The 19,341-nt window shown below is 54.6% G+C and carries 23 protein-coding genes; 21 read left to right on the top strand and 2 right to left on the bottom strand.

The annotated features are described in order from the left end of the window. Positions 1-67: 67 nt before the first annotated feature. The 5 genes from trxA (at position 68) to LKH74_RS05550 (ending at position 2,460) form a co-directional block, all read left to right on the top strand. A complete protein-coding gene (gene trxA, locus LKH74_RS05570) occupies positions 68-394 on the top strand; it encodes a thioredoxin (protein WP_135367284.1) in 327 nt (108 codons plus the stop codon). After that, complete coding sequence (locus LKH74_RS05565; protein ID WP_135367285.1) at positions 394-657, top strand: metal-sensitive transcriptional regulator; 264 nt, start codon at positions 394-396, stop codon at positions 655-657. Before trxA ends, LKH74_RS05565 begins: the two co-directional genes overlap by 1 nt. A gap of 155 nt (positions 658-812) precedes the next feature. Then, complete coding sequence (locus tag LKH74_RS05560; protein WP_434737649.1) at positions 813-1,208, top strand: fluoride efflux transporter FluC; 396 nt, start codon at positions 813-815, stop codon at positions 1,206-1,208. Further along, entirely contained in the window at positions 1,208-1,564 is a 357-nt protein-coding gene (locus LKH74_RS05555) for a fluoride efflux transporter FluC (RefSeq protein ID WP_287788565.1), read from the top strand. Before LKH74_RS05560 ends, LKH74_RS05555 begins: the two co-directional genes overlap by 1 nt. 68 nt (positions 1,565-1,632) lie before the next feature. After that, complete coding sequence (locus tag LKH74_RS05550) at positions 1,633-2,460, top strand: hypothetical protein (protein ID WP_434737650.1); 828 nt, start codon at positions 1,633-1,635, stop codon at positions 2,458-2,460. Positions 2,461-2,524: 64 nt separating this feature from the next. Here LKH74_RS05550 and LKH74_RS05545 read toward each other — a convergent pair whose 3' ends face one another. Then, positions 2,525-3,520, bottom strand: a complete 996-nt coding sequence (locus LKH74_RS05545; protein ID WP_135367289.1) for an LCP family glycopolymer transferase — start codon at positions 3,518-3,520, stop codon at positions 2,525-2,527. Between the two features lie 659 nt (positions 3,521-4,179). Here LKH74_RS05545 and LKH74_RS05540 point away from each other — a divergent pair. The 16 genes from LKH74_RS05540 (at position 4,180) to LKH74_RS05465 (ending at position 18,165) form a co-directional block, all read left to right on the top strand. After that, positions 4,180-4,653, top strand: coding sequence for an S-ribosylhomocysteine lyase (locus LKH74_RS05540; protein WP_135367290.1), 474 nt, complete (start codon positions 4,180-4,182; stop codon positions 4,651-4,653). Positions 4,654-4,955: 302 nt separating this feature from the next. Beyond that, complete coding sequence (locus tag LKH74_RS05535) at positions 4,956-6,044, top strand: hypothetical protein (RefSeq protein WP_287788561.1); 1,089 nt, start codon at positions 4,956-4,958, stop codon at positions 6,042-6,044. 86 nt (positions 6,045-6,130) lie between these two features. Then, positions 6,131-7,228 carry a hypothetical protein gene (locus LKH74_RS05530; RefSeq protein WP_135367292.1) on the top strand — a complete coding sequence of 366 codons (1,098 nt, stop codon included), beginning with the start codon at positions 6,131-6,133 and terminating at the stop codon, positions 7,226-7,228. A gap of 282 nt (positions 7,229-7,510) precedes the next feature. Beyond that, complete coding sequence (locus LKH74_RS05525) at positions 7,511-7,759, top strand: Mor transcription activator family protein (RefSeq protein ID WP_135367293.1); 249 nt, start codon at positions 7,511-7,513, stop codon at positions 7,757-7,759. A 126-nt stretch (positions 7,760-7,885) separates the two neighbouring features. Then, positions 7,886-8,146: a hypothetical protein gene (locus tag LKH74_RS05520; RefSeq protein ID WP_287788560.1), complete on the top strand. Its 261-nt coding sequence runs from the start codon at positions 7,886-7,888 to the stop codon at positions 8,144-8,146. Between the two features lie 20 nt (positions 8,147-8,166). Then, positions 8,167-8,988: a serine hydrolase gene (locus tag LKH74_RS05515; protein ID WP_287788559.1), complete on the top strand. Its 822-nt coding sequence runs from the start codon at positions 8,167-8,169 to the stop codon at positions 8,986-8,988. A gap of 227 nt (positions 8,989-9,215) precedes the next feature. After that, positions 9,216-9,494 carry a type II toxin-antitoxin system Phd/YefM family antitoxin gene (locus tag LKH74_RS05510; protein ID WP_167850126.1) on the top strand — a complete coding sequence of 93 codons (279 nt, stop codon included), beginning with the start codon at positions 9,216-9,218 and terminating at the stop codon, positions 9,492-9,494. A 214-nt stretch (positions 9,495-9,708) separates the two neighbouring features. Beyond that, positions 9,709-10,926 carry a helix-turn-helix domain-containing protein gene (locus LKH74_RS05505; RefSeq protein ID WP_287788558.1) on the top strand — a complete coding sequence of 406 codons (1,218 nt, stop codon included), beginning with the start codon at positions 9,709-9,711 and terminating at the stop codon, positions 10,924-10,926. 93 nt (positions 10,927-11,019) lie between these two features. Further along, complete coding sequence (locus LKH74_RS05500; RefSeq protein WP_287788557.1) at positions 11,020-12,339, top strand: PTS transporter subunit EIIC; 1,320 nt, start codon at positions 11,020-11,022, stop codon at positions 12,337-12,339. Beyond that, positions 12,329-13,222, top strand: a complete 894-nt coding sequence (locus tag LKH74_RS05495) for an alpha/beta hydrolase (RefSeq protein WP_287788556.1) — start codon at positions 12,329-12,331, stop codon at positions 13,220-13,222. Before LKH74_RS05500 ends, LKH74_RS05495 begins: the two co-directional genes overlap by 11 nt. A gap of 42 nt (positions 13,223-13,264) precedes the next feature. Next, positions 13,265-14,122, top strand: a complete 858-nt coding sequence (locus LKH74_RS05490; RefSeq protein ID WP_287788555.1) for a LysR family transcriptional regulator — start codon at positions 13,265-13,267, stop codon at positions 14,120-14,122. A 327-nt stretch (positions 14,123-14,449) separates the two neighbouring features. Continuing rightward, positions 14,450-15,295: a sulfite exporter TauE/SafE family protein gene (locus tag LKH74_RS05485; protein WP_125576142.1), complete on the top strand. Its 846-nt coding sequence runs from the start codon at positions 14,450-14,452 to the stop codon at positions 15,293-15,295. Further along, a complete protein-coding gene (locus LKH74_RS05480) occupies positions 15,295-15,669 on the top strand; it encodes a DUF1634 domain-containing protein (protein ID WP_287788553.1) in 375 nt (124 codons plus the stop codon). Before LKH74_RS05485 ends, LKH74_RS05480 begins: the two co-directional genes overlap by 1 nt. Before the next feature lie 94 nt (positions 15,670-15,763). Next, positions 15,764-17,023, top strand: coding sequence for a multidrug efflux MFS transporter (locus LKH74_RS05475; protein WP_287788552.1), 1,260 nt, complete (start codon positions 15,764-15,766; stop codon positions 17,021-17,023). Further along, the gene (locus LKH74_RS05470; RefSeq protein WP_135367303.1) at positions 17,016-17,678 is read left to right on the top strand and encodes a GTP pyrophosphokinase; all 663 of its coding nucleotides are present in this window, start codon (positions 17,016-17,018) and stop codon (positions 17,676-17,678) included. Before LKH74_RS05475 ends, LKH74_RS05470 begins: the two co-directional genes overlap by 8 nt. A 91-nt stretch (positions 17,679-17,769) precedes the next feature. Then, positions 17,770-18,165: a hypothetical protein gene (locus LKH74_RS05465; RefSeq protein ID WP_287788551.1), complete on the top strand. Its 396-nt coding sequence runs from the start codon at positions 17,770-17,772 to the stop codon at positions 18,163-18,165. An 893-nt stretch (positions 18,166-19,058) separates the two neighbouring features. Here LKH74_RS05465 and LKH74_RS05460 read toward each other — a convergent pair. Continuing rightward, positions 19,059-19,259 carry a YjzD family protein gene (locus tag LKH74_RS05460; RefSeq protein WP_135367305.1) on the bottom strand — a complete coding sequence of 67 codons (201 nt, stop codon included), beginning with the start codon at positions 19,257-19,259 and terminating at the stop codon, positions 19,059-19,061. Positions 19,260-19,341 lie beyond the last annotated feature (82 nt).

Here is a 19,341-nt window from a genome sequence, read left to right as displayed (position 1 = left end):
TCTTGGCAATCCATACCCCCTGGGGTATAATGAGTCCATTGACAAATTTTGAGGAGGATTTTTCCAAATGCAAGCAATCACGAGCAAGGACTTTGAACACGTTGGGGACGACACGGCGGTGACGGTCGTTGATTTTTGGGCGACCTGGTGTGGCCCATGTAAGATGCAGACACCGGTGCTGGAGCAGCTGGACGAAGAGTACGGTGATCGGGTGAAGTTTGCTTCGCTCGACGTCGACCAAAACCAGGAATTGGCACAGTCACTGGGCATCATGAGCATCCCATCCTTAGTGGTCTTCAAGAATGGCATGCCAACGGAAAAGGTCGTCGGCTTCCACCCCAAGGCGGCCCTCAAGAAGTACATCGACGAGAAGCTGACTGAGGTGAGCGCTTAGTGGTACAAACGACGGCAACGCAACTTAAGAATCGTTTACGGCGCGCCGATGGTCAGTTGCAAGGCATCCTGAAAATGGTCGAGGAAGGCCGAGATTGTCAGGATGTCTTGACGCAGTTGGCCGCCGTCCGCTCCGGGGTTGACCGGATGATGGGCGTGGTCGCCGCTGAAAACGTGAAACAGTGTTTGGCAGATAGTCAACTGGACACGGCTCAACAGGCCAAGCTTCAGGCCGCGTTAGATCTCGTGGTCAAAACCCATTGATTTTACCGAAAGAGAGTGGGCCAACAGGCGGTTAAGCGGAACCAGTTGTCCGTTGGCGCACGTTTCGGCTATTTAAAGGTAACATACAAGGGTCTGAGATTGTTTTTTCTCAGACTCTTTTTTTGATATAATGAAAAGATAATTTTTAGGGGGCTATGGGTGTGACCATTATTTCTATTATCTTTTTTGCGTTTATCGGCGGCAGTAGCCGATACCTGCTGGGGCAATTGGTGCCCGTGGGAACGGGGTTTCCCTGGATGACGCTGGTAATCAACCTTACCGGCAGTGGTGTGTTGGCTTGGCTGTCACACGCCAAGCGACTCACGGCGAATTGGCCCACGGCATTGACTGTGGGCCTAGGGGTCGGCGGTTGCGGAGCCTTTACGACTTTTTCGACGTTTGGCGTGGAGACGGTTCGGCTGATAACCGCGCAGCACTGGGGCCTGGCCAGCGGTTATGTATTGGCAACGCTTCTCGGGGGTGCGTGCTGTAGCGCGGCCGGCGTCTGGATTGCCCGGCGGTGGGGAACCTTTCGCCTGGAGGAACAGTGATGGCCGGTGTGGCTGGTTTGGGAGCCGCGTTGGGGGCATTGGCCCGGTACGGCACGACGCGGTGGGTGCAGACCATTTATGGCAATCATTGGCCACTGGCGACGCTGCTGATCAACTGGCTAGGGTGCGCATTGCTGGGGCTTCTGACCGGTTGGCAGATTGCTCGGCTGTGGCTAGTTTTGCTCGGCACCGGGGCGTTGGGTGGGTTCACGACCTATTCGACCTTTAGCCATGAAGTCGTGATGCTGTTGGACCAACGCCGGTTCGTGGCCGCTGCAGGGTACTTATTCTTGAGCGTCGGCGGGGGTCTCTTGTTGGCGGCCGGTGGGCTGTGGCTAGGCTGGCAGTTGGCCTAGTCGTTAAACCAGTGGTAATTTGGCGGCAACTTCCTTATCATAGGGAGAGAAAGTTAACCATGAGAGGAGTGGCCAATTTGGCAAACCGCTTAACAATTGCGGAACAAAATCAAGAACTGCGCAGTCAGTTGTCGCCAGAAAATCAAGCGTACTGGGACGAACTGGTCGCAGCACTCAAGCAACAACCCCGTTTTGCTGATGATGGCAAGCTACAGCGCTTCTTGCGTGAACAGTTGCCGCAGGTCTTGGTGGCCCAATCCAACGGGCAAACGACGGCACAATTTTACGGGATGGACGCACAGGCGGCGGCCGTAAAACTCGGCAGTGCGCGGCAACGCCCGACGTGGTGGAGCTGGGATCTGCTGGTACCCGTGCTGATTTTTGTGCTCGGGGTCATTTTACCGGCGGCCATTCTACCAGCTGTGCCGCTGCAAGGCCTCTTGATTGCGGTCCAGTTCGGCCTATTTGTCATCGCCATGGCGTTGGGCATCTGGGTGAGCCAACACCTGGGGGCACAGGGGCAGGTCTTGAGTTGGCTGGTCATCATCGTGGCCTTGGTGGTCGCGATGCGGATGGCCGCCCAGACAGTTCCGGCCGCGGGCTTGCTCTACCTGACCCGTGGTGGCGGAAGTGTCGCTCTGATTGCCTTTGCCGTGATCGTGACCGGGCTGACCTGGTGGCATCACCAGCGCCACGCGGACTCTTGGTTTCCCGCCATCCTGGGGAGCCTGTGGATCACGACGTTACTAGCCTTGCTGGCGCGGTTCCCGTTGACCTCAGGGCTGATGGTGACGTCGGCGGGCAACTTGTTGATCGCTATCGGCACCGTGTTGGCCGACGCCAGTATTTTGATGATTGGCTGGCACATTTGGCAGATTCGTCAGGGGAAAAAATAAGCATGCTAAAAGTCTGGGAGACGGTAAAATTTCCCAGACTTTTTTCGTCAATTCAGTTAGGTCACTAAAATCCGGTTGGTTCCAAGGCGTCCGTTACGAATGACGTGGCCGGGGCCAATCCCAGATCCTGGCGCAGTTGGTTGGAGACCGCCGTGATCTCGCTTTGTGGCACGATTTGGTAATCGATGCCGTTGATGGTCGCCGGTTGGCCCTGCAGCGTGGCCGACTTGATGTGGCGGCTGGTGTGGCCGTCTTTGGTGCGCAGCCACATTAGGTCGTCAAAGGTCAGGTTGGTTTGCAGGTTGTGCGTCAGCGACTTCAAGACCGTTTGGTAGCGGACCAAAGAACTGAGGCTGGCCTCCTTGAGCACCAGGGCCTTGATGATTTGGCGTTGCCGGGCTTGCCGGCCGTAATCGCCCAGGGGGTCCTGGTCACGCATCCGCGAGTAGGCCAGGGCACTGGCGCCGTTCAAGTGAATCTTGGTGCCCTTGGTGACGTTGGCCTGTTCGTAATGGAAGGTCAGTAGCGGGTCGACCGTTACGCCGCCGACCGCGTTGATCATCTTTTCCAGGCCGCCCATGTTCAGCAACACGTAGTAGTGGATGGGCACGTTGACCAAATGCTCGACCGTCTTCAACGTGGCGCTGGCGCCGTACAGCGGGTAGGCGGCGTTGATTTTTTCATCGTCTTGTTGGCTGCCGTAAATGTCCACGAGGGTGTCGCGCGGAATGCTGGTCAGCGTGGCCGTTTGTTTCTGGGGGTCGATGGTCGCCACAATCATGGTGTCCGTGCGACCAACCTGGTGGCGCCCCAACGCCCCGGTGTCGGTACCCAGTAGGAGAATCGCAAACGGCTTGCCACTGGTGATGGTCGTATCACTGGGCCGGCCCACCGCGTGGTACGTTTGCGAAAAGGTTTGTTGTGCGGAATGCCAGGCGCGCCAGCCCCACACGCCGCCAATCAGCAGCAGGCCGCCCAGCAAAATGAAGAGTAACCGCCATCCCCGATGCCGGCGGGGGGTAAATTCCGGCCGCCGTGGTGGTAAAGGTGTATTTTGCATGATAATCCCTCCCCAATTACGTGGTCCAGTATAACCGCATTGCCGAATGACGCGGCCACAGACACCCACAAATTTAAGCATTTTGGCAAATTCTTAACTAAGTGATTTCGCCCTGTTGTGGAGGATGGCCGCCTACCGTTCGCCAAATATGGGTTGGAACGCGGTGGGCGGACCGGACCGAGCCTGAGAGGCGGTCTCGGCCTCGCTTTGAGCCGAAAATCGCGTCTCAAAGTTGCCTCATGGCCGAAACGTGCGCCAACAGGCAACTGGTTCCGCTTAACACTGCTAGGCAAATAATCCAAGACCGGGATTATCCGCCTATCACCGTTAATGCTCGCCAGTTAACCGCCTGTTGGCCCACTCTTTTTCAGCGGCTGAACCCATATTTGGCGAACTCTCGGCTACGAAGGTGCTAGCCAGGCATCATCCACTAGTCTTGATGACGATTAAGTTACCTAACTAACGCAATGTTGTTGATAAGCATTAAGCTTAGGGGTGCAGGTGTCTGTTCACGGTGTTTATTCGCACAACGGTGGGATTCACACCATCCGTGTTGAGCCGCAGAAAAATCATGACGTAAATATTGGTAGAAGCGCTATCATTTGGTGTACAGTAGAAGAGTAACGAAACCTATCAATGGAAAAAGGAGTTGGCAATTTATGGCAAAAGTTGAAAGCTTTACTTTGGATCATACGGCCGTCAAAGCACCTTACGTTCGGCTGATTACACGGGAAACGGGCACGAAAGGTGACGTCATCTCGAACTTTGATTTACGGTTAGTCCAACCGAACGAAAACGCAATTCCAACGGCTGGTTTACATACCATTGAACACTTGTTAGCGGGTTACCTGCGTGACGAAATGAGCGGCGTCATTGACTGCTCACCATTTGGTTGCCGGACCGGGTTCCACCTGATCACTTGGGGGGAACAATCCACTGAAGAAGTGGCCAAAGCCTTGAAGGCATCCTTACACCGGATTGCCTTTGATACGGAATGGAAGGATGTTCAAGGCACGGACAAGTACAGTTGCGGCAATTACCGTGACCACAGCCTGTTCTCCGCCAAGGAATGGAGCAAGGATATCTTGGACAAGGGGATTTCCAAAGATCCTTTCACCCGTGAAGTGGTTTAATCGCTTAAATGTACGTTGGTTTAAATCGTCCCTGAGAGAGTGGGCTAAAAGGCGATTAGCCGGCGAGCATTAAGGCTATGTAGAAGTGACGCGAACGAGCCTGGGAGGCTTTGTCCCAGGCTTTTTTAGCGTGCGCCAGTCCGCACAACGTTAGCCACCAGACGGTTAGCTGAGTTAGTTATCCGGGCGCGGTTACCAGTCAGCGTAGACCACGCGGGGGTGCTGAGGCGTGTAAACTGAATGGTAAGTAAGACTGTGGATCGGAAAGTCAGACATTTATTAAAGCGGGGGATGTGTTAGCAGTGAAAAAATTAAACTGGTGGCTGGTGCTTCTGGTTGCGTTGGGGCTGGGCCTGACCAACAGCACGACCGTCCAGGCGTACCACACCTATCATCAAAAGTCGGCGGCGTTAAGCGTGGGCAAGCGGCGCATGGTCAATGACAGCCACGTCCACTACGTCAAGGCGCCGCACACGTATCGCCATGCCAAGAATCGGCACGGCCGCAACACCATTGCGCGCAGTCGGGGGGCCGCGATTACCTTTAAGACCAAATACCTCCTGCCGCTACCGGGGTACCACAATCAAGCCTGGGGCAATCCGCAAAGTCTGGCGACGAACGGCCGGTACCTCTACGTGTTGTACACGCCGACCGCTTGGCACAACCGAGGCCGCATCGTGCGCTATGACATGCACAAGCTGAATAAATTGGGCCTGACGCCTCGTCAATTACAGACGGCGTACACCAGCAATGCCAAGGCCCAGTTGGCCAGCCATGCGGCGGTCAAGATTGGCAAGCCATTTGAGACCGGCCACGGCCAATCGCTGGCTTACAATTGGAAAAATCATCATCTTTATATGTGGTGTGACCGGGAAAAATCAGCCGCGACACCCGTGAACCAGTACGGGTACATCAAACAAATCAAGGCTAAGAGCCTGACGCCGCGGTATCAGATTCGATTTCGACTGAAGTACAAGGGCTTTGCGGCACCCGGCGGCCACGTGTTGACGTTTGATAAACAGGGTCGCGCCTACTTCTGGAGTCGACCGACGACGCACACAGTCTACATTTATCGCGGGCACATCTCGCGCCATCACGTGAAGTTTCACCTAACGCATCAGGTCCTGAAGCACGGTCCCGGCACGCACGTCCAAAGCATGGGCTACAATCCGCATACCAAACGGGTCTACCTGGTGGCCGACGATTCGATTGCCAGCCTGCCCGTCAGCAAGTTAGCGGGCAAAGGCCACCTGACCAAGCACAACGTGAAGTGGACCAAGTTTAGCTCTAAACGAGAATTTGAGGGCTTGACCTTCACCAAGAGCGGCCACGCCTACCTGTTGTGCAACCACAATCCGGAAGTTTTGCGCGGAAACAAGATTAGTTGGTAAGTTTAGCAAGTAGCAGAAGCCTTTTGAGACCCCCGCAGTGCCCAGTCAGTCTTATACTGGCTGAAAACATTGGGGGGTGAGGGATTATGCGAAAAATTGGTTTACTTGGGGCGATAATCCTGAGTTTGGGGATGGCGGCCGCGCCAGTGAATGCGCAGGCGGTCCCACGGATTCAGCAGTCGTCAGCGGCCTTGGCGACGCCGAAACATTTGACGTCATTGGATGACAGCCTGGTCCATTTTGTGCCGGTACCGAGCGTCTATGCCCACGCGGCCAATCCGCACGGCGTCAACACGATTGCCAGCGACCAGGGGAGCCCGGTGACGTTTACCACGAAATACCAGCTGCCGATCCCAGGCTATCAACACCAGGCCTGGGGTGACCCGCAAAGTTCGGCGGTGGTCGGCCAGTATTTGTACGTGGTCTACTGCCCGACGGCTTGGTATAACCGCGGCCGCATCGTGCGGTTCGACATGGCGGCGCTTAACAATTTACAAGCCACGCCGCAACAGGTCCAACGCGTGTACACGAATGCCGCCGCGCAGTCGCCACAGGAGATGAAGATCCGTGCCGCCATCAAGGTGGGGCCGGCCTTCACCACGGGTCACGGCCAGTCGCTGGCGTACGATTGGGCGACGGGCAAATTCTATATGTGGTGCGACCAGGAGTCGGCGCCGCGCATCAACTTGAGTCAATACGGCGTCTTACAACAGATCAGCGCCAGCTCCCTCAAGCCGGTCCACCAGATTCGCTTCCGGTTGAAGTCACAGACTCTGGTAGTTCCCGGTGGCCACGTGCTGGCCTTTGACCGCGCCGGGCACGCCTATTTCTGGACGCGGCCGGATCCGGTGAACGTTTACCTGTATCAGGGCACGATTGCCCGCAACCACGTGCACTTCCGCTTGACCAAGCAGATCTTAGAACACGGGCCGGGGACCTGCGTTCAAAGCCTGGCGTACAATCCGCACAACGACCGGCTGTATTTGGTCGCCGACGATTCCATTGCCAGCTTACCAGTCGCCAAATTGGCGGGCAACGGATCGTTAACGGCGGCGGATGTGACCTGGACTGGCTTCGCGTCGACGCGGGAATTTGAAGGGCTCACGTTTGGCAGTGATGGCCAGGCCTACCTGATGAGCAATCACAATCCGGAAATTTTAGTTGGTAACTCGTTGAATTGGTAGACCAGTGTTGATAAATTGGCGTTAAGGAAAGCTCGGACGGTGCCGTCACGGGCTTTTTTGTATACCGACAGCATGGACCAATCGTAAAAAAACGTGAAATTACCCCACCCAATTTGCCAATTTTAGTGTATGCTTAATGACATGCAGTGTCGGTAATTAAGCTGGCGGATAATCCGCCCGTTTGGTGGCAATGGCTGATGAGCGGCGACTGGGAGAAGGGCCGGCCACAAAGCGCCAATCGGTCAGCGACCGGCACCGAAAAATTTGCGGAAGGTGGGGGCCATGGAAGCGGACAAACGTGATTGGCAGGTCATTTATCAAGAATTGGCGGAATTGATTGGCGAGGAGAATACGCTGAAGATTTTCCGAGATTTTCGGGGCAGCACGGTGAGCTTTCCCATGCGCTTGATGCGGCGCGAAGCCCTGGTGAACCGGGTGAAAGATGAGTACCTGGCCGGTGCCTCGGTCCATGAGCTCAGTGCGCATTATCAGTTGGCGGAACGCACCGTTCGTAAGTATGTTCACAAGTAACGATGCAAGCAATTTAGCGTGCAATTGCGCGTGCAGGCCTAAGATGTCGCGTTGATTTCCACATGCCAGCAATTTTTGCTATCTTGGGGATAATAATCCTGTAAGCAAATGGAGGTCGTTAGGGATATGGACGTTGATACACAGGCATTACAAGGTGTTTACAAGAGGTTAAATGAGTTGTTGGGGACGGAAGAAATGCTAAAGTTTTACCAGGAATTTCGCGGTACCCAACTGAATTTACCCATGAAATTGTACGGACGTGACGGCACGGTGGCGGCAATTAAGAAAAAGTATCCCCAGATGACGGAAAAGGCGTTGGCCGACCAATACGGCTACTCGCAGCGCTGGGTCAAGCGTGTCATTAGCGAGGCGGAAAAGCAGCGCTAGGGGGCAAAGAAGGGTGACGGATGACAGGATTAAAACGATTCGGTGTCTTACTGGCATTGGTGGGCGTGCTGGCTAGCGGCCTGCCGGTGACCACGGCGCAGGCCAAGGGGACGGCACGACCCGCGGCGATTAAAAAAATTATCAAACGTGACTTGCATGCGGTCCACGGGCGCTGGTCGGTCAAGGTCACGCGGTTGGGCCAGCACCCCGTGAGCGTGACCACCGGCAATCATCGCGTGCGGGCGCAGCGGTCCGCTAGCACGATCAAGGTTTACGTGATGCTCACGATTTTTCAGCGCGCCCAGGCCCACCACTTGAAACTGACGCGCACGGTCAAGGGCAATCTTAAGCGGATGATTTATTATTCTGATAATACCGCCACTAACGCTCTGATCAGGAAGCTGGGCGGATTCAAGCGGGTCAATCAAACGGCGCAGCACTTTGGGTTCAAGCACACCCATTTGCGGCGCTACATGTTGGATACCGCGGCGTTGAACCGGGGCCACGACAACTACACGTCGGTCCATGATCTGACCCGCTTTTTGACGCGTGTCAATCGTCATCAGCTGCTGGGCAAGACCTATGACCGAAAAATGCTGACCCTATTGCGTCATTGTCGCAATCACAGCAAGCTGCCCAAACTGGTAACGCACGCCACGGTCTTCAATAAGACGGGTGAATTTCCAGCCAAGGGCGTCCAAAACGATGCGGCGTTGTTCAGGACCAAACAGGGGACCTACACGATCGTCGTCATGGCCCAGCAAGGCCGGCAGTACCAGCAATATCAAGCCATGAACCACCTCGGCCGGGATGTTGTCCGGTATTTAAATCAACATCATTGATGGAAAAGTCGCGGCGTTGGCCCGGCTTTTTTATTATGGAATTGATTTTCAAAATAAACATTTTAGTATAACGAAATTTGTATGTAAATGTTGTGTAAAGCCTCTATACGACGGCAATTTTATCCGGTAGTATTGGAGTTAATCATTAGCAAGTGAAACCGGCAATTGCCGGAAATGGCGAGGTGGACTGATTGCCCGTCATGCTAAGAACCTGGGGAGGAATTCTGATGGACGCAACGAGCTATCCTTATTTTCGTAAAAAGTTGAAGCACTACATGAAGACCGTGAGCAACAACCAAGAGCCCTTAATGATCACCCGTAAGAACAAGCGTAACGTGGTGTTGATCTCGGTGGAAGAATACAGCACGCTTCTAGAGAATCAGTTTATTTTAAGTCACCTGGAGAGTCGTGCCTGGCTACAGAGCCCGGATCACGTGGCGCCTACGCCCGAAGTGGTCGCCGAAGCCATGGCGGAATCTGCCACGGCTGAGGTCGAGGAACCGTAAGCTGGGAAGGGCCTGGGACAAAACTTTCCAGCCCCGTCGCCTTCACCTTGACATAGCTGAAACGTGCGCCAAAAGGCAGCCGGTTCCATTTAAAACTGATAACCAAACAATCCAAGACCAGGATTATTCGGTTATCAGCCTTAATGTTCGCCGGCTAATCGCCTTTCCCACTCTCTTTTTTAGACAGGTCATCGCTGCGAAATGGGGGATGAACGTGACTAGCAGAATCGTGTATTTAGAACAGAAGGCGTCGAGCAACGCGCCCGCCCAGACGCACAACCTGTTTCTGGTCGGTTACGCGATTTTTCAGGTCGAACAGGGAACCACGCTGCGACCGGCGTTAAACAGCTGGGGCAAGGTCCAACGCATCATCGTCGATCACAAGGACCGGTTTCGAATCACATTTAATTCCGGCCGCATCTTCGTGTTGAGTGCCAAGAAGGTCCTGACATATGAGACCGACCGTGACGAGTTGACCTTAGCGGAACGGCTGCAAGATCACGGACTGAAGCTACCGGAGACTACCCCGACGCCGAATGAACAAGCGCCCGAGCAATTAAAAGAAGTGTGGCCCACGGTGCGTCGCTTGACCAGTATCCCCCAAAGCTACGTGGTCATCGACTGTGAGTTTGGGGTCTTGTTTAAGACGCAGCGAACCGGCGACGATATCGCCATGACCCGCACGACGGTGGCCGGTGAAAAGGCGGGTGTGTTCCAGTTGGCAGCGTTGGGGTATCAAGACGCTCGGCCACTGGATATCTTTTTCAACCGGTACCTGGACAATCCCAACTTTTCGGCGGAGATGAAACTACGGGGCCTGAAGGAAACAGGGCTGACCCTGGAAGCATTCGAGCATCAGGCCCAACCGTTGCGGGTCATTCGCGCCTTTATTCACCAGGTGTTGGCCCGCCGCTTACCACTGGTCTTTTGGGATCAGGGCAATGACTTACGGCTACTGAAAAATACCGTGTCTGTTTATTACGATCAGCTGACCACGGAAGAACGGACCATCCTGCAGGCGCCGCTGGCCGTTTTCGATGGCAGTCTGTACACCAACGAGGTGATCAATCGTAGCAATCACCAGCATGCTAGTCGGCACTATCTGCCGCTCAATGGGGTGGCTGGATTACTCAACATCGTTAATCCGCACCAACACAATGCGTTGTGGGACGCGCAAACGACCCATTACGTGGTGAACGCCTTGGCGCGGTTCAAACACACGGCACCTTTGATTCTCAGTGCGCCGCAACCCCAAGCCCCGTTGCTGTTGCCGGCGCCGCAAGTGTCGCCGGCGGGACCAGCTCCGTCCCCCCGTCTGACCCAGTTGCAGAAACTCCGTGCCACCGGTCTGACGTACCGCCAGATTGCCCAGCAACTGGGGATGAGTCCCAGTACGGTTTGGCGGGCACTGAAGCGGCAACAGGATCGTTAGCCTTGATAATTAAATTTATAAGGCGTCTACCGGCCCCCCGCTGGGGAAACTCGTATAATAAGAGGTAACCAATCGGGTAGGGGGTAAACGTAAATGACGGGAAAACGACAACCGTTGCGGGGATTGTGGCGGCTTAACCAACGAATTGAACAGTGGCGGGCTATGCGGGCCATCAAGGAAGCCTTTCGCGTCGCGTATCCATTTATTTTGGTGATGACCTTGATCGATGTCATCGGCCAAAGTCTGTTGACCAATAACGGGTTCTTCTTTCAGATCTATCACGTGGGGAGCTGGCTACCGGGGCTCGACCTGTGGCGCCAGTTGTTTCAGGTGATCAGTCTGGTGATCAACGGTATCGTGGCGGTGATGGTGGCCTTTACCACGGGACACTACCTGGCGCGGACCTACCGGGGAGATGCTCTGGCCGTGGGCGTCATGAGCGCTCTGGCCTTTTTAACGCTAAATGTGAATTACGAGGCGTTGAATACACCGACACGGGGCAATGGTGATGCCATCCCCCAGTTCATGGAGAACAACCTGGGTCCCCAAGGCATCTTTCTGGCCGTGGTCGTGGGCCTGGTGGTCGGCTGGTTTGGCTGTCATTTGATGGGCTGGCTGGGCAAGTGGGCCTTGAAGCACCCACAATGGGGTCAGCTGTCCTGGACCAGCCGCGTCGCCTGGCCGTTGCTGATCGTCTTGGCCATCACGACCGGCCTGGGCTATGGTCTGAGTTGGTTGAATGACGGTGGTCTGAACGGTTTGGTCTACCAAGGCTTAAACGCAATGGTCACCAACCCGGGACACCAAGGGGTCATGATTCTGGCCGTGACGGCGATCAACAACGGCCTGTGGTGGCTGGGGCTGATTGGGCCCGTCTCACTGGCCGGCAATAGCTCGGTCACGTCGCTTCAGAACCTGGCCTACGCGGTTCAGCACGGGTCAGGCTGGCACGCACCGAATCCGGTCACGCTACACACGCTGGGGGACGCCTACGCCAACTTCGGTGGGGCCGGCATGACGTTGGCGCTATTGTTGGCGATTTGGCTGGGCTCCAAGCAGGCCAGCTATCGGCGGGTGGCCAACCAGACCTTCTTGCCGAATCTGGTCAATTTAAACGAGCCCACGCTCCTGGGATTGCCGTTGCTCTTTAACCCGATTTTACTGATTCCCTTCATCGTGGCACCGGCCGTCAACATCATCGTGGCGTGGTGTGCCATCACCTGGAAATTGGTGCCGCCCATTGTCTACCCGGTTCCACGTACGACGCCCGGTCCCTTGATCGCCTACCTGGGGACCGGTGGCGACTGGCGCGCACTGTTATTGAGCCTAATCTGCCTGGCGTTGTCTGTAGCCATTTATCTGCCCTTCGTACGACTGAGCAATCTGGCGGGAGGTGAAGACCATGCGGCGTAATTGGTGGCGTTGGGGATTAGGGGTGCTGGTCGTGCTGGCCATTTTCTTCCCCAGCACGGCGTGGATGCATCAACGGATCACTCAATACAAAACAAATTATAAAACACCATTGAATCCGACCATCATGGTCCCGGGCTCCAGTGCTAGTCAGAACCGCTTTGACAGTCTGATTACGCAACTGCGCCAGGAGACTAAGGTGGCCCACAGTGTCTTGAAGGTCAAGGTCGCTGAAAATGGCCAGTTGTCGTACACCGGGTCCATTCGCCGGGGCGACAATCAGCCCTTCATCGTCATCGCCTTTGAGAATAATCACGACGGCTATGCCAATATCAATAAGCAGGCTCGGTGGTTGAACGTGGCCTTCAAAGATCTGGTCAAGACCTATCACTTCAATCATTTCTCGGCGATGGGGCACTCCAACGGCGGCTTGATCTTAAGCTTGTTCTTAGAGAAATACTTTGCGCAAACCAAGCACGTGGCCATCGACCGGTTGATGACGATTGCGACGCCATACAACATGGAATCGAATAGTACCACGGAACAAACGGCGATGCTCAAAGAACTGATTGCCGGTCGAAAGCAACTTCCCAAGCAGCTGACGGTGTACTCGGTGGCCGGTACCGAGAACTATTCCAGTGACGGGACCGTCCCCGCCAACAGTGTCAATCAGGGGAAGTACGTCTTTCAAAATCAGGTAGCCCACTACACGCAAATTACGGTGACCGGCGACAACACGACGCACTCGGATCTGCCGCAAAACAAGCAGATTGTCCTGTTGATCCGGCAATATCTTCTGCACGAAAATCTCCCGGCCAAGGACCGCGCTCAGAATCAGGCCGATACCAAGCGGCGTTCCGTCACCGACGAGACTGGCCTGCCTTAACCGTTCTGGTATAATAAGAAAAAACGGTGGGAGTGGGGTTACGTGAATTTTCGACAATTGGAGTACTTTTTAGCGGTGGCCAACGCCGGCCAGATTACGGCGGCCGCCCAGCAACTGCACATGGCCCAGCCCCCCTTGAGTTATCAGCTCAAGCAACTAGAGGCGGATTTGGGCGTGACTTTGTTGAATCGGTCGGCTACGGGAACGACCCTGACGCCAGCTGGTCAGTTGTTGCGCGACTACGCGCAGCAGTTATTGGATCTACGCGAACGGGCCGACAGTCAGGTCCGTTCGTTAGGCCAAGGCTTGGCTGGTGTGTTATCGGTGGGGGTCATCTCTTCTTCCATCGGGGCCACGCCCAACGCGAAGTTGCGGACCTTGACGCGCCACTACCCAAAGGTCCAGATTCGGCTGTTCGAAGACAACACCTATGGGTTGATCGACCGGTTGTCCAAGCGCCTGATCGACGTGGCCATCGTGCGGACGCCCTTTACCGCACCGGGGTTGGCCAGTAAGGAACTGGCGACGGAATCCATGGTCGCGGTGGTTCCCAAGAAATACGACCACTTTCCGGCGGCCACGCTGAAGGTCGAGGACTTGGCCAGCGTGCCCCTGATTATTTATCGGCGCTTCGAGCACCTGTTTCAAACGACCTTTGCGGCCAAGCAGATGGCGCCCTTTATCGCCTGCACCTGTGACGATGCCCGGACCGCCGTGCAGTGGGCGGAGTCGCGGATGGGGGTGGCGGTCGTGCCCCAATCAGTGGCCGAACAGACCAGCGGGGCGCAAACGGCGGTGCGGTTGATTCGTTACCAGCCGTGGCGCACGACATTGAAACTGGTGTGGCCGGAACAAATCACGCCCAGCCCACTGTTACAGCGCTTCATTGATAGTTATTAAATATATGCTAAATACAAAATAAGCCGCCTAGCCATATTTATTTGATATGGTTAGGCGGCTTTGTGGTGAAACCGGTTCACCGCTTGGGGCTGAGTCATTTATCTGCGGTTGACTTACGGCCACTGCGGCGGCCTAGTGAAACAATTATTTGAATGCTATTACACAAGCGAAGGCTGGTAATTGAACTAACGCTTAAATTATCACAATTAACCAAGTGAATGATGTAACAATCATTTTGACAATTACCGACTGACAAACTTGCCGCCAGCCCAGCAAAGGTTGATAATCAGTTAAGTAATTTGGATTGTATAGGAGGACAGCAAACTTATGATTCATACAGCTATTATTATGTTGGCCGTGGGGATCTTCGCCGGAATCGCCGGTGCCATTTTGGGCATTGGTGGGGGGATGATCATCACGCCAATTCTAACCCTGGGGATGGGATTAGATATTAAATACGCCATTGGGGCCAGCATCATTGCCGTGATTGCGACCAGTTCCGGGTCAACGATCGCTTATTTGCGCGACAACGTGTTGAACTTACGGGTCGCCATGTTTTTGGAAATTGCGACGACTATCGGCGCCATTGTGGGGGCTTTGTTGACCGGGGTGCTTGACCCCAAGTACCTGTACCTACTGTTCGGGTGCCTCTTGGTTTTCTCCGGGTGGAACATGTACCGTAAGTTGCGGCGTGGTCAGGAAGTCTTACAACGGGTCGAACCCGATAAGATTGCGGCCAAGCTCAAGCTAAACGGGACTTACTTCGACAAGGCCGAGATGAAAGATGTCGACTACCAAGTGGAAAATGTGCCCGCCGGTTTTTCCGTGATGTTTGGCGCCGGGGTGGCCAGTGGCTTGTTGGGCATCGGTTCCGGGGCCTTCAAGGTCATGGCGCTCGACACCTTCATGAAGATGCCGTTGAAGCCATCCAGCTCGACGTCCAATTTGATGATGGGAGTTACCGCCGCCGCTAGTGCTACGGTGTACTTCTTCAATGGCGCCATCTTACCCGGCATCGCGGTGCCAATGGCCTTGGGCATCCTGGTGGGGGCCGTGATTGGTTCACGGATCATGCAGGTCCTGCCAGCACGGTGGATTCGCATCGCCTTCATTCCCATCATCTTGTACATTGGGTTTGAAATGTTATTTAAAGGATTGGGGGTTCACTTCTAATGGCAGAAAAACCAACAACGGCTAGGGAAATGGCTCAAGTCGAAACGATCATCGGCCGTATCTTACAGGTCGGGGTCATCTTCTCGGCCATCGTGATGTTGATTGGCCTGGCGCTCTTCTTGATCACGGGCTATTCGGGCTACGCGGGGGATTTCGTCCCACGGCAAATGGGGATGATTCTTGCCGGCACTTGGCAACTGAAGCCCTATGCCATCATGATGCTCGGCGTGTACTGCTTGATTTTGACGCCGGTCTTACGGGTGGTCGTGTCGATCTACGCGTTTTATAAGGAAAAGGATCATTTGTACGTGGCCATCACCACGTTAGTCTTGATTATTTTACTGGTTGCATTAGTGATTGGGGTCAAGGGTTAAACCACAGAATAGAAGCGGAGTCGCGGCGATGGTCGCGGCTTTTTTTGGTCCGTCAAAAGGGCGTAGGTATGCTAAACTATTAGATAACGATATCATGAGAGAGGCGACGAACGTGGGGACACGGAAAACGGAACAGTGGCGGCGAAATTTAGCGGTCCTCTGGCTGGGGACTTTTATTGCGGGGATGGGCTTCAGTGAAATCATGCCCTTCATCTCACTTTATGTGGACGACCTGGGGCACTTCACCCGCGGGCAATTGACGATGTACAGTGGGGTGACCTACGCGGCAACGTTTCTGGTGATTGCGGTGGTCTCCCCGTTGTGGGGCAAGCTCGCGGATCGTAAAGGCCGTAAATTGATGCTGTTGCGTTCCTCGCTGGGCATGGCCGTTGTCATTGGGATGATGGGCTTTGTCACCAACGTGTGGCAGCTGATTGGTTTGCGGTTCTTGCAGGGCTTTTTTGCGGGCTACATCCCCAACGCCAGCGCCCTGATTGCGGCGGAAACGCCCAAGGCCAAGAGTGGCAACGCGCTAGGAATTCTGACCACGGGTTACGTCAGTGGCAACCTGATTGGCCCGGTGTTGGGCGGAATCTTGGCCCAGGTCTTTTCGATTCGCTGGACGTTTATTTTGACCGGGATCTTCTTGATCATCGTCTTCTTCCTGAGCGCCACGCTGGTGCACGAGCATTTCACCCCCGTCAGCAAGGCGGCCCAGGCCCAAGCCGGGTTTTGGCTGAAACAGGTCAAGAATCCCACGCTGATCGTGGTTCTGCTGGTCTCGACCATGTTCATTCAGATGGGCAACAATTCCATTACGCCTATCATCAGTCTGTACGTGCGTGAGCTGATGCACCACACTGGGCCAATCACCCTGGTGGCCGGCATCATTGCGGCATTGCCCGGGATCTCCACGTTGATGGCAGCGCCCAAATTGGGTGAGTACGGCGACCGTCACGGGACCCAGCGCGTGCTGATCTTCGGCTACATTTTTGCCGTGTTGATGTACTTTCCGCAAGGGTTTGTCACCAGCGTTTGGCTGCTGGGGCTTCTGCGGTTCATGATCGGCATTTCGGATGGCGCGCTCTTTCCGGCCGTGCAAACGATGCTGACCAAGAATGCGCCACAGTCGCTGACCGGGACCGTCTTCAGTTGGAACCAGTCCTTCCAGGCGCTGGGCAGTATGCTGGGCGCGATGCTCGGTGGGGTCGTGGCCAACTGGTTTGACTACAGCGGTGTCTTCACCTTCACAGCCATCACCTTGTTATTAAACTTTTTATTGTTATGGTGGCTAGCCCCAGAAATCAGACATTGGCGGGGATCATCCGCCACAAGGAGTAATGCAAATGACTGAGCAAAATTTACCCGTGAAATTTCCCAACGATCCCACGTCCCTCAAGGCGCTGGATAATTTCCGCACGTTGATGTTGAATTACCGCAGTGCCGTGCAGGTCGTTGAGACCAAGATCCATTACCTGGACCAGGAATACCAAATTCAACACGGCCACACGCTGGTCGATAGCCTGCAGTCGCGAATCAAGTCGCCTGAAAGTATCTTGGAAAAGGCGCAACGCAAGCACTTGGATTTTAATTTTGAATCACTGCCCGAACAGATGCACGACATCGCGGGTATCCGCATCATCGTGCGTTTTGAAGACGACATCTTGGCCATGGAACGGCGGCTGGAAAAGCAGCCGGACATCAAGGTGTTAAAACGTAAGGACTACGTGGCCAAGCCGAAACCCAACGGCTATCGCAGCCTGCATTTAATCTTGGCGGTACCGGTCTACCTGTCGGCTGGGGTGCAGGCGGTCACGGTCGAGGTCCAGATCCGCACGATTGCGATGAACTTCTGGGCCTCTTTGGAGCATGAATTAAGTTATAAAAAGAACGTCCGGCACCAAGACGAGCTGCGTCGCGAACTAATTGCCAAGGCCGAACTGGTCCACCAGCTGGATCAGGATATGAACGGCATCAAGAATCAGATTCGCGCCGAGGAGAATCAGTAGGGCCGTTTGTAATGAAAGCTTGCAAACAAATTCACAAATAACGCTGACACCCCGCAACCAGTGATACGATAAACACTGGAGGGAGTGGCGTATGATGTTTAGACAAAAAATGATTACCACGTTGGCCGTCGCGGCGGTCAGCCTAGGCGTGGGCACGTTGATGGCCCAACCGCAACCCGCGGTCGCCAAGGAAATAACGACGCAGATTCCGCAGGCCTATCGCGGCCATTGGCGGTTGGCCCACTGTAATTGGAACCTAAAAAAAGGCACGCAACTCACGATTACTGCCACCGCGTTCAAGAGTCGCTTCGGCACGTATCAAGGTGACCAGCTGGGCGTGGATGTCGCGGCCCACGCCGTTGGCATTTACCAGGCGGCCAACGGGATGCAGGTCAGTCCCGAAAACATCCTGCAGCGCACGCATTACAACCATCACGTCGCATTGAAGTGGACGTACAATACCGGGACGGCATATTACATTAAATAACTGAAGGTTGAAAGTAAAATTAACGCGCTGATTGCCACAACGACGGTGTTCCAACACCTAAAATTGATGAAACCAGGCGCCTGCGTCAGCCAGGGTTCCGCCTGCTCTGGGGAACGGCTCCAGCCTGAGGAGCGGTCTTCCGCCTCGCTTGAAAGCCTGACAAAACCCGCCAGTCTCTCAAGTCGTCCCGCGCTGTAGGCTGAGAAAGAACCTCAGCCAACACCGCCGACACAGCTGGCTCCACCCTGGCTGCCTCCGGCAAGGTGGAGGTTATCAGTGACATTGTGATAACCAAAGACTAGTCTTCAATGCAGCTGCTATCTGGGGTTAAGGCAACTGTTACTAACACGCACTACCGTAGCCGAGAGTTCGCCAAATATGGGTTCAGCCGCTTGAAGAGAGTGTGACAACAGGCGGTTAACTGGCGAGCATTAACGGTGCTAGGCGGATAATCCCGGTCTTGGATTATTTGCCTAGCGGTGTTAAGCGGAACCAGTTGCCTGTTGGCGCACGTTTCGGCTATGTGACGGATATAGACGCGATTTTCGGCTCAAAGCGAGGCGTCGAGACCGTCCTTTGGCTCGACCCGTCCGCCCCAGCGTTCCAACCCATATTTGGCGAACGGTAGGCGACCAGTTCGTATTGTGTGGCTGTAAACGACTATTTTTGACGCTATAAGTCGCATGCTAGCAGTAGCTCCAGCTAATTTCTGTCTTTCAACCTTCAGTGAAATAAAAGGAGCGTCGTAAAGCCAGTGGGGTTTTACGGCGCTTTTTTTAGAGCCGGCCAATGTTAACGGTAAGGCGGCCAGTCCCCGCCACGACGCGTTTTGGCCAAATAAAAAAAGCCTCAGCGTTAGCCAAGGCTCGGTTATCGATCATGCTCAACGTGAATTATTTTTCACTGGAAGCTTGGTCGTCACGGCTAAGTAGCGTGATCCCGTTGACCGCGATCACAGCGACAACTGCCATCGAGACCCCAATTTTCAGGGGTTCCCAAGTCATTTGTTCCAACGTACCACCGATGTAACCCATAACTTCGCCGAAGATAACGGACCAAAAGATCACGACTAAATTAGATTCAAGCCACTTCACACGTGTCACCTCACAATCGTTATTAGTTTACCACGATTCATGACTGAGCGGGTAATTAAGTTTTAGCTGGCGTTGAAATTTC

Source organism: Levilactobacillus sp., from assembly GCF_022646225.1.
Lineage (GTDB): Bacteria > Bacillota > Bacilli > Lactobacillales > Lactobacillaceae > Levilactobacillus > Levilactobacillus suantsaiihabitans.
The sequence above is the reverse complement of the archived record's forward strand: the minus strand, read 5'-3'. Positions and strand labels throughout refer to the sequence as shown.

Coding starts and splice junctions, on each gene's coding strand:
- LKH74_RS05475 (WP_287788552.1), top strand. CDS start 15,764: ATGAGAGAGGCGACGAACGTGGGGACACGGAAAACGGAACAGTGGCGG.
- LKH74_RS05555 (WP_287788565.1), top strand. CDS start 1,208: ATGGCCGGTGTGGCTGGTTTGGGAGCCGCGTTGGGGGCATTGGCCCGG.
- LKH74_RS05480 (WP_287788553.1), top strand. CDS start 15,295: ATGGCAGAAAAACCAACAACGGCTAGGGAAATGGCTCAAGTCGAAACG.
- LKH74_RS05500 (WP_287788557.1), top strand. CDS start 11,020: ATGACGGGAAAACGACAACCGTTGCGGGGATTGTGGCGGCTTAACCAA.
- LKH74_RS05520 (WP_287788560.1), top strand. CDS start 7,886: ATGGACGTTGATACACAGGCATTACAAGGTGTTTACAAGAGGTTAAAT.
- LKH74_RS05560 (WP_434737649.1), top strand. CDS start 813: ATGGGTGTGACCATTATTTCTATTATCTTTTTTGCGTTTATCGGCGGC.
- LKH74_RS05470 (WP_135367303.1), top strand. CDS start 17,016: ATGACTGAGCAAAATTTACCCGTGAAATTTCCCAACGATCCCACGTCC.
- LKH74_RS05485 (WP_125576142.1), top strand. CDS start 14,450: ATGATTCATACAGCTATTATTATGTTGGCCGTGGGGATCTTCGCCGGA.
- LKH74_RS05530 (WP_135367292.1), top strand. CDS start 6,131: ATGCGAAAAATTGGTTTACTTGGGGCGATAATCCTGAGTTTGGGGATG.
- LKH74_RS05525 (WP_135367293.1), top strand. CDS start 7,511: ATGGAAGCGGACAAACGTGATTGGCAGGTCATTTATCAAGAATTGGCG.
- LKH74_RS05545 (WP_135367289.1), bottom strand. CDS start 3,520: ATGCAAAATACACCTTTACCACCACGGCGGCCGGAATTTACCCCCCGC.
- LKH74_RS05515 (WP_287788559.1), top strand. CDS start 8,167: ATGACAGGATTAAAACGATTCGGTGTCTTACTGGCATTGGTGGGCGTG.
- LKH74_RS05495 (WP_287788556.1), top strand. CDS start 12,329: ATGCGGCGTAATTGGTGGCGTTGGGGATTAGGGGTGCTGGTCGTGCTG.
- LKH74_RS05465 (WP_287788551.1), top strand. CDS start 17,770: ATGATGTTTAGACAAAAAATGATTACCACGTTGGCCGTCGCGGCGGTC.
- LKH74_RS05510 (WP_167850126.1), top strand. CDS start 9,216: ATGGACGCAACGAGCTATCCTTATTTTCGTAAAAAGTTGAAGCACTAC.
- trxA (WP_135367284.1), top strand. CDS start 68: ATGCAAGCAATCACGAGCAAGGACTTTGAACACGTTGGGGACGACACG.
- LKH74_RS05540 (WP_135367290.1), top strand. CDS start 4,180: ATGGCAAAAGTTGAAAGCTTTACTTTGGATCATACGGCCGTCAAAGCA.